Source organism: Marinobacter sp. LA51 (assembly GCF_030297175.1).
Classification (GTDB): Bacteria; Pseudomonadota; Gammaproteobacteria; order Pseudomonadales; family Oleiphilaceae; genus Marinobacter; species Marinobacter apostichopi.
In genome coordinates this window covers 839,467-855,185 of sequence record NZ_AP028070.1, presented here as the reverse complement: position 1 = coordinate 855,185, position 15,719 = coordinate 839,467, and the positions used below count along the sequence as shown (strand labels likewise).

At 57.4% G+C, this 15,719-nt stretch carries 17 protein-coding genes and 1 other RNA gene; 3 read left to right on the top strand and 15 right to left on the bottom strand.

What is annotated here, in order from left to right:
* Window positions 1-2 precede the first annotated feature (2 nt).
* The 6 genes from QUE89_RS03895 to rsmI all read right to left on the bottom strand — a co-directional run bounded on the left by QUE89_RS03895 (window position 3) and on the right by rsmI (window position 5,218).
* Window positions 3-1,742 carry a peptidoglycan D,D-transpeptidase FtsI family protein gene (locus QUE89_RS03895; RefSeq protein WP_286221920.1) on the bottom strand — a complete coding sequence of 580 codons (1,740 nt, stop codon included), beginning with the start codon at window positions 1,740-1,742 and terminating at the stop codon, window positions 3-5.
* A gap of 33 nt (window positions 1,743-1,775) precedes the next feature.
* Window positions 1,776-2,180: a cell division protein FtsL gene (gene ftsL, locus QUE89_RS03890; protein WP_203301235.1), complete on the bottom strand. Its 405-nt coding sequence runs from the start codon at window positions 2,178-2,180 to the stop codon at window positions 1,776-1,778.
* A 2-nt stretch (window positions 2,181-2,182) separates the two neighbouring features.
* Complete coding sequence (gene rsmH / locus QUE89_RS03885) at window positions 2,183-3,166, bottom strand: 16S rRNA (cytosine(1402)-N(4))-methyltransferase RsmH (RefSeq protein ID WP_286221919.1); 984 nt, start codon at window positions 3,164-3,166, stop codon at window positions 2,183-2,185.
* Window positions 3,163-3,615 carry a division/cell wall cluster transcriptional repressor MraZ gene (gene mraZ / locus QUE89_RS03880; RefSeq protein WP_041340262.1) on the bottom strand — a complete coding sequence of 151 codons (453 nt, stop codon included), beginning with the start codon at window positions 3,613-3,615 and terminating at the stop codon, window positions 3,163-3,165. Before mraZ ends, rsmH begins: the two co-directional genes overlap by 4 nt.
* Window positions 3,616-3,915: 300 nt before the next feature.
* Window positions 3,916-4,268: RNase P RNA component class A (rnpB, locus tag QUE89_RS03875), an RNA gene on the bottom strand.
* A 59-nt stretch (window positions 4,269-4,327) separates the two neighbouring features.
* Window positions 4,328-5,218 carry a 16S rRNA (cytidine(1402)-2'-O)-methyltransferase gene (rsmI, locus tag QUE89_RS03870; RefSeq protein WP_286221918.1) on the bottom strand — a complete coding sequence of 297 codons (891 nt, stop codon included), beginning with the start codon at window positions 5,216-5,218 and terminating at the stop codon, window positions 4,328-4,330.
* 132 nt (window positions 5,219-5,350) lie between these two features.
* Here rsmI and QUE89_RS03865 point away from each other — a divergent pair, with 132 nt between their 5' ends.
* From QUE89_RS03865 to QUE89_RS03855, 3 genes are read left to right on the top strand one after another with little or no spacing between them, the layout of a single operon-like run.
* Window positions 5,351-7,225, top strand: a complete 1,875-nt coding sequence (locus tag QUE89_RS03865; protein ID WP_286221917.1) for a penicillin-binding protein activator — start codon at window positions 5,351-5,353, stop codon at window positions 7,223-7,225.
* A gap of 27 nt (window positions 7,226-7,252) precedes the next feature.
* Window positions 7,253-7,618 carry a YraN family protein gene (locus QUE89_RS03860; RefSeq protein WP_286221916.1) on the top strand — a complete coding sequence of 122 codons (366 nt, stop codon included), beginning with the start codon at window positions 7,253-7,255 and terminating at the stop codon, window positions 7,616-7,618.
* Between the two features lie 9 nt (window positions 7,619-7,627).
* Complete coding sequence (locus tag QUE89_RS03855) at window positions 7,628-8,218, top strand: D-sedoheptulose-7-phosphate isomerase (protein WP_138440950.1); 591 nt, start codon at window positions 7,628-7,630, stop codon at window positions 8,216-8,218.
* Between the two features lie 40 nt (window positions 8,219-8,258).
* Here QUE89_RS03855 and QUE89_RS03850 read toward each other — a convergent pair whose 3' ends face one another.
* The 9 genes from QUE89_RS03850 to prfC form a co-directional block, all read right to left on the bottom strand.
* Window positions 8,259-8,666 carry a ClpXP protease specificity-enhancing factor gene (locus tag QUE89_RS03850; RefSeq protein ID WP_041343772.1) on the bottom strand — a complete coding sequence of 136 codons (408 nt, stop codon included), beginning with the start codon at window positions 8,664-8,666 and terminating at the stop codon, window positions 8,259-8,261.
* 59 nt (window positions 8,667-8,725) lie between these two features.
* Entirely contained in the window at window positions 8,726-9,355 is a 630-nt protein-coding gene (locus QUE89_RS03845; protein WP_041340254.1) for a glutathione S-transferase N-terminal domain-containing protein, read from the bottom strand.
* A gap of 109 nt (window positions 9,356-9,464) precedes the next feature.
* Window positions 9,465-10,220, bottom strand: a complete 756-nt coding sequence (locus tag QUE89_RS03840; protein WP_286221915.1) for a cytochrome c1 — start codon at window positions 10,218-10,220, stop codon at window positions 9,465-9,467.
* The gene (locus QUE89_RS03835; protein WP_286221914.1) at window positions 10,220-11,452 is read right to left on the bottom strand and encodes a cytochrome b; all 1,233 of its coding nucleotides are present in this window, start codon (window positions 11,450-11,452) and stop codon (window positions 10,220-10,222) included. Before QUE89_RS03835 ends, QUE89_RS03840 begins: the two co-directional genes overlap by 1 nt.
* Entirely contained in the window at window positions 11,452-12,045 is a 594-nt protein-coding gene (petA, locus tag QUE89_RS03830; protein ID WP_286221913.1) for a ubiquinol-cytochrome c reductase iron-sulfur subunit, read from the bottom strand. Before petA ends, QUE89_RS03835 begins: the two co-directional genes overlap by 1 nt.
* 241 nt (window positions 12,046-12,286) lie before the next feature.
* Entirely contained in the window at window positions 12,287-12,679 is a 393-nt protein-coding gene (gene rpsI / locus QUE89_RS03825; protein ID WP_041340250.1) for a 30S ribosomal protein S9, read from the bottom strand.
* Between the two features lie 12 nt (window positions 12,680-12,691).
* Complete coding sequence (gene rplM, locus QUE89_RS03820; protein ID WP_286221912.1) at window positions 12,692-13,120, bottom strand: 50S ribosomal protein L13; 429 nt, start codon at window positions 13,118-13,120, stop codon at window positions 12,692-12,694.
* A 204-nt stretch (window positions 13,121-13,324) separates the two neighbouring features.
* The gene (locus QUE89_RS03815; RefSeq protein ID WP_286221911.1) at window positions 13,325-14,113 is read right to left on the bottom strand and encodes a TatD family hydrolase; all 789 of its coding nucleotides are present in this window, start codon (window positions 14,111-14,113) and stop codon (window positions 13,325-13,327) included.
* A gap of 21 nt (window positions 14,114-14,134) precedes the next feature.
* Window positions 14,135-15,715: a peptide chain release factor 3 gene (gene prfC, locus QUE89_RS03810; protein ID WP_286221910.1), complete on the bottom strand. Its 1,581-nt coding sequence runs from the start codon at window positions 15,713-15,715 to the stop codon at window positions 14,135-14,137.
* Window positions 15,716-15,719 lie beyond the last annotated feature (4 nt).

Sequence of the window (15,719 nt, the reverse complement as noted above, 5' to 3'; positions counted from 1 at the left end):
GCTTACCCTCGCTCCCCGGCTGTCTTCACCGGCGCATTCGCGCCACCGACTTCCAGTTCAGGCTTCACATTCAACAGTCGCAGTGCGTCACTCATGACCCGGGCGAATACCGGCGCAGCAACTTCACCACCGTAATATTCGCCGGACTGAGGCGCATCCACGGCTACAACCGTGACAATTCGGGGGTTATCGATCGGAGCCATGCCAGCAAAAATTGCTTTGTATTGGCTATCTTCGTAACCCTGTTTTCCAACCAGGTGAACCGTTCCGGTCTTGCCGCCAGCAGTATAAAAGCCCGGCTGAGCGCGCTTACCGCTGCCACGGGAAACCACTTCCCGAAGCATGTTCCGAACCTCATAGGTCACCTTCTCTGAGAGTACCCTCTGCCCCTCAGGTTCCCGGTCCAGCTTAATCAGGCTCAGGGGATAGCGAACACCGCCATTGGCGATCACCATGTAAGCCTGAGCCAACTGCAGGGCATTAACACTCAGCCCATAGCCGTAGGACAGCGTGGCTTCCTCAACCGGACGCCATTTGGGCGGCGACGGCAATACACCGACAGCCTCGCCCGGGAAGCCGATGCCGGTTGGCTGTCCAATTCCCAGTCGGCTGTATAAATTGCGGATGGTGTCACCACCAATGTCGGTGGCGATCCGGCTAATGCCGACGTTGCTGGATTTAGCAATGATATCGGTCAGACTGATCACGCCGTAGTTGCGATGATCCCGAATGGTGAAACGGCCAAACCGGCGATAACCCGGCGACGTATCAATGGTGGTGTTAGTGGAATAGTCTCCGGTTTCGAGTGCCGCCGCCATGGCAACAGGCTTCATGGTTGAGCCCGGCTCGAACAGATCGGTAATAGCCTTGTTCCGGAGATTTTCCGGGGCCAGCTGACTGCGATCATTGGGGTTATAGGAGCCCTGATTCACCATCGCCAGCACTTCCCCGGTGTCCACATCCAGCATCACCAGGGTTCCGCCCCTGGCACTGTGCGCCTGAACCACGGCCTTGAGTTCGCGATAGGCCAGATACTGGAGACGAAGGTCAATGCTGAGCTGGAGGTTATGGCCAGGGCTGGCATCTCGAATTAGAGTCAGATCCTTGATGACGCGACCACGGTTGTCCTTGAGCACCCGCTTGCGACCTGACTCACCGGACAGCCATTGGTTGTAGGCCAATTCCATGCCTTCCTGGCCACGCTCATCAATGTTGGTAAAGCCAACGATGTGAGCGGTCACTTCCCCGGCCGGATAATAACGCCGGTACTCCTGACGGGAATAAACTCCGTCGATATCCAATGCCATGACTTCTTTGGCAAGACCAGGCTGAACCTTCCGACGCAGGTAGATGAACTCACGATCGACGTAGGTTTGCAGCCGTTCACGAAGACGGGCCTCACTGATATTGAGCAGCCGGGAAAGGTTAGTCAGGCGGGCCTCATCGGCATCCATCTCAGACGGGTTGGCCCACAGGGTCTGCACCGGCGTACTGATTGCCAGCGGCTCACCATAGCGGTCAGAGACAACGCCGCGATGGGCATCAATGGACTCGACGCGAATGGTTCGAACGTCACCCTGCTTACGCAGGAAATCGTTATCGACCACGTGCAGGTCAACCAAGCGCCAGCCCAGAGCCACGATCACCAGCAAGAAAACGCCCAGCACGGAGCCATAGCGCCAGGCCTTAAGGCCGGACGCCAATCGCTGGCTCCATGTTTTCTGCGTTTCCTGACCGGACAAATCAATCACCCTGACGGTTGTTATTATCGTGTATTAGTGCGCCAACGCCGGCGACATCAGTGGCACCAGAACGATATCCTGGCGCCCCGGAACGACCATCCCGAACCGCTCTGCTGCGAGTTTTTCCACTCGACCATGGGCGCTCAAGGCACTCTGCTCCAGCAGCAGCTGACTCCACTCCTGCTGGTAGCGGTCGCGCTCACCCTGCAGCTGGGACAACGTGTTAAATAATTCCCGGTTCTCATGGGCGCTGACCACAACGCCAATGGATGAGGCCACCAGCAACGTCACCAGTGCCATGGAAATCATGACGTTACGCTGCCGGGTGGCATCAAAAACCTGCCGGGAAATCCGCACAGCTGTGGCAACACCCACGCGCATCCGCTGCTTGTTGAGTTTGGCCGCTTTAACTGGTTGTTCGATTGCTACCGCACCCATGATTAGGCGCTCCCTTTCGGCTTATTATCTGAATCAATTCGTTCCAGAACGCGCATGACGGCGCTCCGGGCCCTGACATTGTCGCCAACTTCGTCTGCACCGGCTTTCGCCGCCTTGCCAATCAGGCGGAATGCCGAAGCTTCCTGATCGGCAGTCACCGGAATGCCTTTCGGCAGTTGCGGGCCGCGCGCCAGATCACGCATGAACCGCTTCACCACCCGGTCTTCCAGGGAATGAAAACTAATCACCACCAACCGACCACCGAGCGCGAGCCGATCGACGGCAGCCTTCAACCCTACTTCCAGATCCTCGAGCTCCCGATTGATGAAAATCCGGATAGCCTGAAAAGTCCGGGTCGCCGGGTGCTTATGCTTTTCTTTCTTGGGTACAGCCTCGCTCACCAATTCAGCGAGTTGGCGAGTGGTTTCAATCGCCTCTTCCTGACGGCGTGCCACCACCAAACGGGCGATACGGCGGGAGAAACGCTCCTCGCCGTATCGATAGATGACATCGGCAATGTCCTTTTCGTCCGCCTCGGCCAGCCATTCCGCCGCGCTCGGGGACTGCTGCGGATTCATCCGCATATCCAGTGGGCCATCACGCATGAAGCTGAAGCCCCTCGAGGCGTCATCCAGCTGCGGCGACGACACACCGAGATCCATCAAAACGCCATTGACGGCCGGCCACTGCTGCCGCTCGAGCGCCACGTCCAGATCCGCGAACGAGCCGTGAAACCAGGAAAACCGGGAATCTTCAGTGGCCAGCTCCTCGGCTACCCGAATGGCCTCCGGGTCTTTATCAATGCCCAGCAGGTGCGCCTGCTCACTCAAGCGCCCCAAAACCAACCGACTGTGGCCACCACGACCAAAGGTGGCATCAACATAGGTGCCTTCGGGATCATTGACCAAGTAGTCGACCGCCGAATCCAGAAGTACCGAGCGATGCGAGAACGCAGCCCCGGACTTCTGCTTGCGTCCGGAGGTCATAGGGAAAGTGCCTCCATCTCAGGGGGCATATCATCATCGTCGGAGGATTCATCGAGCCAGGCAAGCCAGCGCTCCTCACTCCACAGCTCCAGTTTTTTACCCTGACCAATCAACATCAGTTTCTTCTCTAGATGAGCGTAACTTCTCAGTGTCGGTGGAATCAGGATACGCCCCGCGGAGTCCAGCTCCATGGGCGCAGCATTACCAAGCAGCAATCGCTGCAACCGGCGCGCCGCCTTATTCATGTTGGGCAGCGCTTCAATCTTGGGGCGCAGCGCCTCCCATTCGGGCTCGGGGTAAACCAGCAAACACCTCTCTTCATCGGCATTGGCCGTCAATACAATGCGCCCACCACAGAGCTGCGCGAGCTCTTCGCGCAGCTTGGCGGGGATCGCTAGGCGACCCTTCGCATCCATATTGATGGCATGACTGCCAAGAAAATTGCTCATTTACGCCGTCTCTGAGGGCCTGAAAACCACAAAAAACCACTACTAACCACTTTTTCCCACTTATGCACACTATAGAAACACGCAATACACAATGCAAGCGCCGCGAACAGCGTCGTACTGGTAAAAGTTCCTTTTATGACAAGAGGTTACAGCGAGTGATCTGAGGAGGCGCCGAGATTACGATTAAGAAAAGAAGGAAAATCAAGTACCTGCAAAAAAGTCTGAAGAAGGCAAGTTAGGTTTGAGAATCTTTGGATATAACAGGTGCCGCCTTTGGCGGCACCTGTTATAAGAAGAAGAGAAATGAGTTCGCCGATAAGCCGGGTTCTGTCGTGGACAGTCATTCATCTAGGGTCTGCGTCACCACAGACCTCAAGCAACCTACCCGAATCCAGCGCGGGCCACGCCATTGGATTCCTATTTGGTCTTGCTCCAGGTGGGGTTTACCATCGCCGTGAACTGTTGCCAGTCACGCGGTGCGCTCTTACCGCACCGTTTCACCCTTACCGGCGCCCGAAGGCGCTTAGGCGGTCTACTTTCTGTTGCACTTTCCGTCGGCTCTCACCGCCCAGGCGTTACCTGGCACCTTGCCCTGCGGAGCCCGGACTTTCCTCCCCCGGTGAAACACCGGCGGCGACTGTCTGGCGAGCTCGGTCGAGACCATACTCCTGCGCCACAGGCCATGCAAGGAAAAGTGCCGGCGTAGAAATGCCTATTTCAGCTCCAGCGCCCGCTGATAAAGCTCATTCTTTGGCCGCCCACTCAGTTCAGCCACCAGCTTGGCCACCTTCTTAACTGGCAATTCGGGCAACAGCAGTCTAAGCAGGTGATCAACGTCCAAAGCCCCGGCGTCTTCGTCACTGGTCACCGGCTCCGCACCGTGAATCATCACCACGAACTCCCCCTTGGTGCCGTGCGGATCGGCCTCAAGGGTTGCCAACACCTCAGCGACGCTGCCCGAATAAAAGGTCTCGAAGGCCTTGGTCAGCTCACGACCCAGGACAACTTCCCGCTCCTCGCCAAACACCGCCGCAATATCACTCACAGCATCCAGAATTCGGTGGGGCGATTCGTAGAACACCAGAGTCGCCGTCTCCCGAACCTGCTGCTCCAGAGCGGCGCGCCGACCGGAGCGCTTGGCCGGCAAAAACCCGACGAAGAGAAAGCGGTCGGTGGGCAGACCGGCAGCACTGAGAGCCGCCACCAGAGCACAGGCCCCGGGAATAGGAGAAACCTTGAGACCGCGACTGCGGGCTTCACGGACGAGCACATAACCCGGGTCCGAAATGAGCGGTGTACCGGCATCGGAAATCAGCGCGACACTGCGGCCCGCCTCCAGCTCCTCCAGCAAACTTCCAGCCCGGTCACGCTCGTTGTGGTCGTGCAGCGCAATCAGGCGCTTGTGCAACCCCAGGTGCTGCAGCAACCGACCACTGTGACGAGTGTCCTCGGCGGCCACCACATCAACCCTGTTCAGCACGGACACGGCACGAGAAGACAGGTCGTCCAGATTGCCAATGGGTGTCGCCACAATATAGAGAACGCCTTGAGCCTTCTCTTTTTTGCCGGCTTCGGACACCGACTCCCTACCCTCAGATTTCAAATTCTATGCCTCATTGTCACTGATGCCTGCACGATGACACTTACGTCATGTGAATTAACCCCGGAGCTGTTAAACTTGCCACCGTCAGATCGGCGCCACAAGCCCATTTATCCGGAGTAGTTCGAGCTTGCCATGATCAAAAATTCCGTCAACCACCGAGCCCTCGCCACCGTCTTTGCCGTGGCCCTGTTGTCCGCCGGTTGTGCCAGCGTAAACCTTCAGTCCCACGTTGCCCAGAGCCCGCAGCAGGCGCTGGAGCTTGCCGGCCAGGAAGACAATCGCGAAACCGCGCAACGCTATCTGCTGCGTATTGCCAGTCGGTTTCAGGATCAAGGCAACCATGAGGCCGCGCGAACGCTACTGCAAAGCCAACAGTTAACGCAACCGGCACCGGCGCTGAAAAGCCAGAAACGACTGCTGGCTATGGCAAGCGCCACCGCCCTGGACGACAGCGACTGGGCGAGCACTCTCGCTGCCGGCTTGTCTCCGGACAGCATCACCGAGTACAGCCCGGACTTGATGAACCGGGCGGCGCGATTGCAGGCCGAGACCTACACCCTGGCCGGCGAGCCGCTGCCCGCAGCCATGACCCTGATCTTGCTAACCCAGACGGACAGCCAGGCGAATCCGCAGCAGCTGCATGATCAGATCTGGCAGCAACTGAAGACCGTGCCGGATCGGACACTGGAAAGCGCAAACAGCGAAGCTATCGGCTACGAAGCACAAGGCTGGCTGGAACTGGCCATGACCGTGCGCGCGCCCGGCATCGAGTTCGACCAGCAGGGCCGGACCATTCGGAACTGGCAAAACAACTGGCCCGGACACCCGGCAGCCCAGGTTTTACCATCAGAGTTGCAGCTGATTGCCAGCCTGGCGGAAAGTCGCCCTGAAAAGATTGCACTCGCGTTGCCGCTGACCGGCCCCTTGGGCGCCGCAGGCAAGGCGATCCGTGACGGTTTTATTGCCGCCTACTACGAAGATCCGTCCGTAGACCGCGACGCCACCGAGATCCGGGTGGTTGATACCTCGAGCACGCCGTTCAAGGAACTTTACGGCAAGTTGTCCGGAGAGAACGTTGACCTGATCGTCGGACCGCTCGAGAAAGAAGCACTGACCACCCTGAGCGCAATGAACACCCTTCCGGTTCCGGCACTGGGGCTGAACTACCTGCCCGCAGGCAAGAAAGCGCCCGAGGGTCTGTACCAGTTTGGCCTGTCAGCCGAAGATGAGGCCCGCCAGATTGCGGACCGACTCAAGGCAAAGGACATTCATCATGCCCTGGTCCTGATTCCCCAGGGCGAATGGGGCGACCGGGTTGAAGCGGCCCTGAATCAGCGGATGGCCGAAAACGGCAGCCGGGCCCTGGACATCGAACGCTTCTTCCGGGATGACAATCTGCGCGCGGTCACCGCCGACTTGCTGGGTATCAGCGTGTCCCGGGACCGGGCAATCCAGGTGGAGCGTACCATCGGCCTGGACGTGGAATTCGAGCCCCGGCGCCGGCAAGATGCCGAAGCCATCATCATGGTCGCCGAGCCGACCATTGCCCGCCAGTTCAAACCCCTGTTTGCCTACTACTTTGGCGGCGATCTTCCGGTGTATTCACCGTCAATCGTTTACGAGGGCAATCCCGATCCAGCCCGGGATCGTGACCTGGATCAGGTGATCTTTACCGATACCCCCTGGACCCTGGCCAAGGACAACAAGCTGCAAGCCGAAGCCAACAAACACTTATCCGGCACTCAGGGCCAACTGGGCCGCCTGTTTGCCATGGGGGCCGACGCCTGGCAGTTGAGCAAACGCCTACCTCTTTTACGCCAGGTGAAGTCGGCAACCATCGACGGCCAGACCGGCGAACTGAGCATGACCGACGACGGCAGCATTCATCGGGAGCAACTCTGGGCCCAATTCCGCAATGGCCGCCCGGAACTGCTACCAGAGCTCGAGGCTACTGAACCTGAAACGGCTGAAGAGGGAACTCTCGGCTCACCGGTTCAGGGCGAGTAAAACACCAGACAACGGATTGTTTTTGCCATGGACGGCAACAAAGCAGTAGGCAACCATTACGAGGGCGTTGCCGCACGATACCTGACTGGTCGCGGCGTGCGAATCATTGCCCGCAATGTCCACAGCCGCGGTGGCGAGATCGACCTGATCGGGCAGGACGGAGAAACACTGGTGTTTTTCGAGGTGCGCTATCGCGGACCCGGCAGTCTCGCCGACCCGGCCAGCTCCATCACCCCTCAAAAACAGCGCAGAGTCCGGCAGGCGGCGGCCTTTTACCTCCATCGCCATGGCCAATGGGACTGCCTGAGCCGCATCGATGTTATCGCCATCAGCCCGGGAACCGTAAAAAGATACCGGGTACAATGGATTAAGAACGCAATTGACGCAGGGTAAACACACGTAATGACGGACACCGAACACCAGATCAACCAATGGTTCGCCAGCCACATGGAGCAGACAGCGCAGGCGGCCAGTACGGCTGGGCCCGCCATCGAGGAAGTCGCCGATGCCTTCGTCAACGCACTGCTTCAGGATGGCAAGATCATCACCTGCGCCAACGGAAATGCCAACGTTCTGGCCCAGTATTTCTGCACCGCGCTATTGAACCGATTTGACCAGGATCGCCCGGCACTGCCCGCCATTAACCTGGGCGCGGACGCGACGACGTACTCGGCGATTTGCCGGGATAACCGCTTCAACGATACCTTTTCGCGCCAGGTGCGTGCCATTGGCAAGCCTGGCGACCTGCTGTTTGTCATTGTTGACGACGGACACAAGGCCAACCTGATTCAGGCTATTCAGGCTGCCCACGATCGCGAGATGAATGTGGTGGTGCTGAGCGCGCGGGAGAAATCCGACATCACCTCCCTGATGCACCCGGAAGACCATGAAATCGCCCTCAACAACCTCTCGCCCACCGAGGCAACACCGCTGCTGATGGTCATCATCAACGCCCTGTGCGGATTGATTGACAGCAAACTATTCGGGGGATAAAAAAAGCCAGCAATTGCTGGCTTTTTTGACGATCGATTCGCTATTTCACAACCTTGAGCGTAGGCCGGCCTGATGGCCGATCCTCTCCACCTGGGCCGGAATCGCCCTTGTCGGTGGTGCCGTCCGGATCTGGAGAGCCCGGCTCACTGCCAAACACCATACCCTCACCGTTCTCCTTGGCGTATATGGCCATGACCGCCTGCAGAGGAATGAACACCTGCATCGGCACACCACCAAAGCGCGCACTGAACTCAAGGGCACCGTTACCGACCACCAGACCTCGAACTGCCCCCGGGCTGATGTTCAACACGATCTGACCGTTCGCAACGTGCTCAGTGGGAACCTGAACGCCCTGAACTCCGGCATCCACTACGATGTACGGGGTACAGTCGTTATCCAGAATCCACTCGTTGAAGGCCCGGACAAGGTACGGACGGCTCGATGTCATGGTGATACTGTTATCAGGCACTGCCAATCTCCTGGACCGGTATAGCGGGTGTCGACCGTTTAGCTGCGCATGTCTTCTTCGAGGTCAGAAAGGCTGGCTTTGAAGCCCTCACGACTGAAGATGCTTTCCATGTACTTATGCAGCGGACGCGCCTGCTTGTCGTCCAGATCCACACCGAGCGCCGGCAGACGCCACAGGATCGGGGCGATGCAGCAATCGACGATGGTAAATTCTTCAGACAGGAAGAACGGCATTTCACCAAAAAGCGGCGCAGTCGCCAGCAGACTCTCGCGCAGCTCTTTACGAGCGGCATCTGAGGCCTTGGCATTCGGCTGGGCCACGATCTGATCAACCAGACCACACCAGTCGCGCTGGATACGGTGAATCATCAGACGGCTGTTAGCGCGAGCCACCGGGTATACCGGCAACAACGGAGGATGCGGGAAACGCTCGTCCAGATACTCCATCATGATGTTGGGCTCGTACAGCACCAGATCACGATCGACCAGCGTAGGCAAGGCGTTGTATGGATTCGTGTCCGCCAACTCAGCCGGCGGGTTATCAGGATCCACGTCCACAATGTCGACGGTAACACCCTTCTCTGCCAGAACAATACGCACTCTGTGGCTGTAATGGCTGACCGGATCCGAGAAAAACGTCATTGATGACCGCTTGGTCACAACGCCCATAAAACTACCTCACGAGTAAACAAACCGAAATGATTCCGAAAAAACGCAAAATTCCAGTGGGCCGGTTAATGCCCACTGGAAATCGGGAAACGGGATTATACCCTATTTCTTAGTGCACGTCCTTCCAGTACTCACGATTGAGCAGATAGGCAAAGACGAAGAAGATCGCGACAAAGATTAGAACGAATACGCCCAAACGCTCGCGCTCTACCCGTATGGGGTCGCCCATGTAAGACATGAAGTTGGTCAGGTCGTACATTGCCTGGTCGAATTCAGCAGCAGACATGCTGCCTTCGATAGCGTATTCCGGGCAGACGTCAGCGTTGTTGATGTTACCGCTCAACGGCTCGACACTGGCATCGACACCGATCTTCGGCTCTACCGCGCACAACCCCTGCAGACCCACCATAACGTGAGGCATACCAACATTGGCATAGACCACGTTATTCACGCCCAGCGGACGGCTGTCGTCCTTGTAGAACCCACGAAGATAGGAGTACACCCAGGACTCGCCACGCAGGCGGGTTTCCAGAGTCAGATCCGGTGGCGGTGCGCCAAACCAGTCCGCTGCCATATCCTTGTTCATGGAGTTCTTCATCAGCTCACCGATCTTTGCACCGGTGAAAATCAGATTCTCCTCGTACAGCTCGACAGGAATCTCCAGGTCATCGGACACCCGCTTATAACGGGCGTACTCCATGGAGTGGCAGCCCATGCAGTAGTTGGTGAACAGAGCCACACCACGCTGCAAAGATGCCTTGTCGGTGTGGTCCGTCTCGATGTTATCGAGCGGAACACCGCCGCCGGCAGCCAGCCCGAGGGCTGGCAGGATTGCGATGAAAAGACCAAAAATCAGCTTTCTCATTATCCTGTCACCCTCTCTGGCACTGGCTTGGTTTTTTCCATACGCGTGTAGAACGGCATGAGAATGAAGTAGAGGAAGTACAGCACAGTCAGGATCTGGGCGACGGTGGTACGTCCTTCTGTGGCCGGCACCAATCCCAGGTAACCCAGCACCACAAAGCTGACAACCAGGATGGCAAGCGCGACGCGGCTCATCCAGCCTTTGTATCGCATGGAGCGAACCGGGCTGCGATCCAGCCATGGCAGTACGAACAGGATAGCAATGGCGCCACCCATGACAACCACACCCCAGAACTTGGCCGGCAGACCAAATAGGTCGACCGTAACCGCACGCAACATTGCGTAGAACGGCGTGAAGTACCAGACCGGCGCTATGTGATCCGGCGTCTTGAGCGCGTTCGCCGGCTCAAAGTTGGGCTTCTCGATGAACAGACCACCCGCCTCCGGGAAGAAGAACACCACCACGAAGAAAATAAAGAAGAACACTGCCACACCCAATAAATCGTGCACAGTATAGTAAGGATGGAACGGAATACCGTCTTTGGGGTTGCCGTTCTCGTCCTTGTTCTTCTTGATATCGATACCATCAGGGTTGTTCGAACCCACTTCGTGCAGCGCCAGGATGTGCAGCACTACCAAACCCAGCAACACGATTGGCAGGGCTACAACGTGCAGGGCGAAGAAGCGGTTCAGAGTGATACCTGAAATCAGGTAGTCACCGCGAATCCACAAGGACAGGTCTTCACCGATGACCGGAATAGCACCGAACAGGTTCACGATGACCTGAGCACCCCAGTAGGACATCTGCCCCCAAGGCAGCAGATAGCCCATGAAGGCTTCCGCCATCAGCATCAGATAGATCAGCATGCCGAAGATCCAGATCAGCTCACGGGGCTTCTGATACGAGCCGTACATCAGACCACGGAACATGTGCAGATAGACGACAATGAAGAACGCAGAAGCGCCGGTGGAGTGCAGGTAGCGCAGCAGCCAACCCCACTCGACATCACGCATGATGTATTCAACGGACGCAAACGCCCCCTCGGCCGAAGGGTTGTAGCTCATGGTCAGCCAGATACCGGTGATTAGCTGGTTAACCAGCACCAGCATGGCCAGTGAGCCGAAGAAGTACCACATGTTGAAGTTCTTGGGCGCGTAGTACTTGCCTACGTGCTTGTTCCAAGCATCAACAACGGGCAGACGCTCGTCTACCCAGTTCAACAACTTGTTCATTACGCCGCCTCCGGATCAAGTCCAATCGTGAGGGTCGTATCATCGTCGTAACGATACGGGGGAACCTCTAGGTTCAAGGGCGCTGGCTGTGCGTCATAGACTCGACCGGCAAGATCGTACTTGGAGCCGTGACAGGGGCAGAACAAACCGCCGAGCCAGTCCTCGCCAAGATCTGCCGGAGCAACTTCCGGACGATAGGAAGGCACACAACCCAAATGGGTACACAAGCCGACAATGACCGCGATTTCCGGCTTGAGTGCGCGATAGATTCCCTCAATATAAGGTGGCTGCTGCGGCGTTTCTGACTGAGGGTCTTTCACCGTCTCATTCAGTTTTTCAATATTATCGAGCATCGCCTTATCCCGGCGGATAACCCACACCGGCTTTCCACGCCATTCGACGGTAATCTGTTGACCTGGTTCCAGCTTGCTGACATTGACAGTTACCGGTGCGCCGGCCGCTTCGGCCTTTGCGCTGGGATTCCATGACCCCAGAAAAGGAACCGCCGCACCAACAACGCCAACCCCGCCGACAGCTGCTGTAGCGCCAATCAGAAACCGGCGCCGGCCTTGGCTCACGTCGCCATTACTCATTATGGTTTTCTCCCATCAGGCGATGTCACAGCCCGCAACACAGCTGGCAATGTGCATCTAAAAGGACTTCACAACCCAAAAATATAAGCGACCAAATGGTAATGAAATTACCATGTGCTTACAAGTCGGAAAGCCGCTATCGGCGGCCGTTCCCCACTCCAGCTTAGCTGGCTTGCTCGGAAAACGGGCATAAAAAAACCCGACCAATTGGCCGGGTTTTTCGGGTTCTGCTCCAGCGGTATTAACGCTTGGAGAACTGAGGACGCTTACGCGCCTTACGCAGACCCACTTTCTTACGCTCGACTTCACGAGCATCACGGGTAACGTAACCCGCTTTGCGCAGAGCCGGACGTAGTGTTTCGTCATAATCCATCAGCGCACGAGTCAGACCGTGGCGAATAGCGCCGGCCTGGCCGCTAATACCACCACCTTTAACGGTGATGTTGATATCGAAACGATCAGCCGATTCCGCAACAACCAGCGGCTGACGAACGATCATGCGCAAAGTCTCACGACCGAAGAAATCTTCAATAGTGCGACCGTTGATAGAGATGTTACCGCTTCCCGGCTTGATAAAAACCCGAGCCGTGGATGTCTTGCGGCGACCAGTACCGTAATTTTGTGCTACAGACATATCCGCCTTCCGTTAAATGTCGAGTTCTTTGGGCTGCTGGGCTGCGTGAGGATGCTCAGCGCCGGCATAGATTTTCAGCTTCTTGAACATGGCGCGGCCGAGCGGGCCTTTCGGAAGCATGCCTTTGACAGACTTCATAATAACTTGCTCAGGCGCCTTGTCTACCAGCTTCTCGAAAGAGATGGACTTGATTCCACCCGGAAAGCCAGTGTGACTGTAGTACATCTTGTCAGATGCCTTTTTGCCGGTAACCCGGACCTGGCCAGCATTGATAACTACAATGTAATCGCCAGTGTCTACATGAGGGGTATACTCAGGCTTATGCTTGCCCCGCAGACGACGGGCGATTTCGGTTGACAGACGACCCAGCGTCTTGCCGGCTGCGTCTACAACGTACCAGTCACGTTTTACTGTTTCTGGTTTCGCACTCAGAGTCTTCATTGATTCCGCCTTGAACGCTATATAAGAAACGTTAAAACCTCCACCCGAATAGCTTGGTTCCGGGAGAGATTTGTACCTGTAATTACTGTGGCAGTGACACCGTTCGGGGCTGAGACAGTGACATCGCCTTGAAAAGCCAGGGCGCGAAGTATACTCGAACCACCAAAGAATGCCAACCCTGACCCTCGGTGTTTCGTTATTCCCCTATGCCAAAGGGATGTCACCGGGTCGCCAGCGGTATAGCGCGGCCACGTTATCCAACAGAATTGGCGCCAGCGCCTGCTCTGACATGCCCCGCAACTCGGCGAGCACGCTCAGGATCTGCCCGAGATTGGCCGGCGAATTGCGCCCGGCATCCACACCCTGGGGCGACATATCGGGCGCATCGGTTTCCAGCACCAGCGCCTCCAGCGGCAGCCGGGCTACCGCGTCCCGGGTCTTGCGCGCCCGTGGATGGGTAATGACTCCACCGACACCTATCGAGCAACCCAGCGCCACCAGCTTTTCCGCCTGCTGAAAACTGCCGGAAAAGCCGTGGACCAGCGCAGGCCCATTCCAGTTGAGGCGGCGCAACGCACCGTGAATCTCGTCGTGGGTGCGAACCGAATGAATCACCAGGGGTAAATCCAATCGCGCCGCGAGTCCGACTTGTGCCTCGAACCAGGGCCACTGCTCTGCCATCGTGCCGCGAAGCCGATCCAGCCCGCACTCACCGATAGCAAGAAAACGCTCAGGATGGTCATTGGCCAACTGCTCAAGCAATTCCAGGTCGCCGGCATCATGCTCGCCGACGTACCAGGGATGGATACCCAGGCAATAAGCTCCTTCCGGAAAAGCCACGGCGGTATCGCGCACCCGGGACCAGTCGGACCGACGGACCCCGGGGATAACCAAACCTACCAGGCCAGAGGCCCGTGCCTTCGCCAGCTCACCGTCGCGACAGTCGTCGAACTCCGGAAAGTCAAAATGACAATGGGCGTCGACCAGCTGCACAGCAACCTCCAACTCGGTAGCTTAATGCTCCCGGGTCTTGTGGAATTCCACATCCGGGAACCGCTCCTGGGCCAGATTCAGGTTAACCATGGTTGGCGCGATATAGGCCAGCCGGTCACTGCCATCCAGGGCCAGGTTGTCGTTGTTCTTGCGCTGGAATTCATCCAGCTTGCGCTCGTCCTTGCAGGTTACCCAGCGCGCTGTTGCCACGTTGATGGGCTCGTAGATCGCCTCAACCTTGTATTCGCTCTTCAAGCGGCTGACCACCACATCGAACTGCAGCACACCGACGGCACCAACGATCAGGTCGTTATTCCGCAGTGGCCGGAAGACCTGAACCGCGCCCTCCTCGGACAACTGAATCAAGCCCTTCTGGAGCTGCTTGGCCTTGAGCGGATCTTTCAGGCGAATACGGCGGAACAGTTCCGGGGCAAAGTTCGGGATGCCCGTGAACTTCATGTTCTCACCCGCTGTGAAGGTGTCACCAAGCTGGATGGTGCCGTGGTTGTGCAGGCCGATGATATCGCCAGCAAAGGCTTCGGCGGCATGGTCACGATCGCCAGCCATAAAGGTGAGCGCGTCGGAGAAGCGCACTTCCTTGCCAATACGTACGTGGCGAGCTTTCATGCCCTGCTCGTATTTACCGGAAACAATGCGCATGAACGCCACCCGGTCCCGATGCTGGGGATCCATGTTGGCCTGAATCTTAAACACAAACCCGGAGAAGCCATCGTCGGCGGGTTCCACCTCGCGCACATCAGTTTCCCGGGGCTGAGGTTGCGGTGCCCACTCAACCAGACCGTCGAGCATATGATCGACTCCGAAGTTGCCCAATGCCGTACCGAAGAACACCGGGGTCAGCTCACCGGCGAGAAACGCCTGCTGATCGAATTCGTGGGACGCGCCTTTGACCAACTCGATCTCATCCCGCAGGTCGGCGGCGTAGGCACCAATGACTTCATCCAGCTCGGGATTATCCAGACCGGCAATGATCCGGGTGTCCTGAATCATGTGCCCCTGACCTGACTGGTACAGAACAACCTCGTCACGGAGCAGGTGGTAAACGCCCTTGAACCCCTTACCCATACCGATTGGCCAGGTGATGGGCGCACAGGCGATCTTGAGCACGTCCTCGACCTCATCCATCAGTTCGACCGGGTCCCGAGTGTCCCGGTCCAGCTTGTTCATGAACGTCAGAATGGGTGTGTCGCGCAGGCGGGTGACTTCCATCAGTTTGATGGTCCGCTCCTCAACACCCTTGGCGCTGTCGATCACCATCAGGCAGGAATCTACCGCAGTCAGGGTCCGATAAGTATCTTCAGAAAAGTCTTCGTGACCTGGCGTATCCAGCAGATTGACCAGCTTGCCGCCGTAAGGGAACTGCATGACGGAGGTGGTCACGGAGATACCCCGCTCCTTTTCCATTTCCATCCAGTCGGACTTGGCATGCTGGCCGGATTTTTTACCTTTAACGGTACCGGCTTTCTGGATCGCCTGCCCGAACAGCAGGACCTTTTCCGTGATCGTGGTTTTACCCGCATCCGGGTGCGAGATGATCGCGAAAGTTCGGCGCTTGGCCACTTCCTGAGGAAGGTTCGACATAATA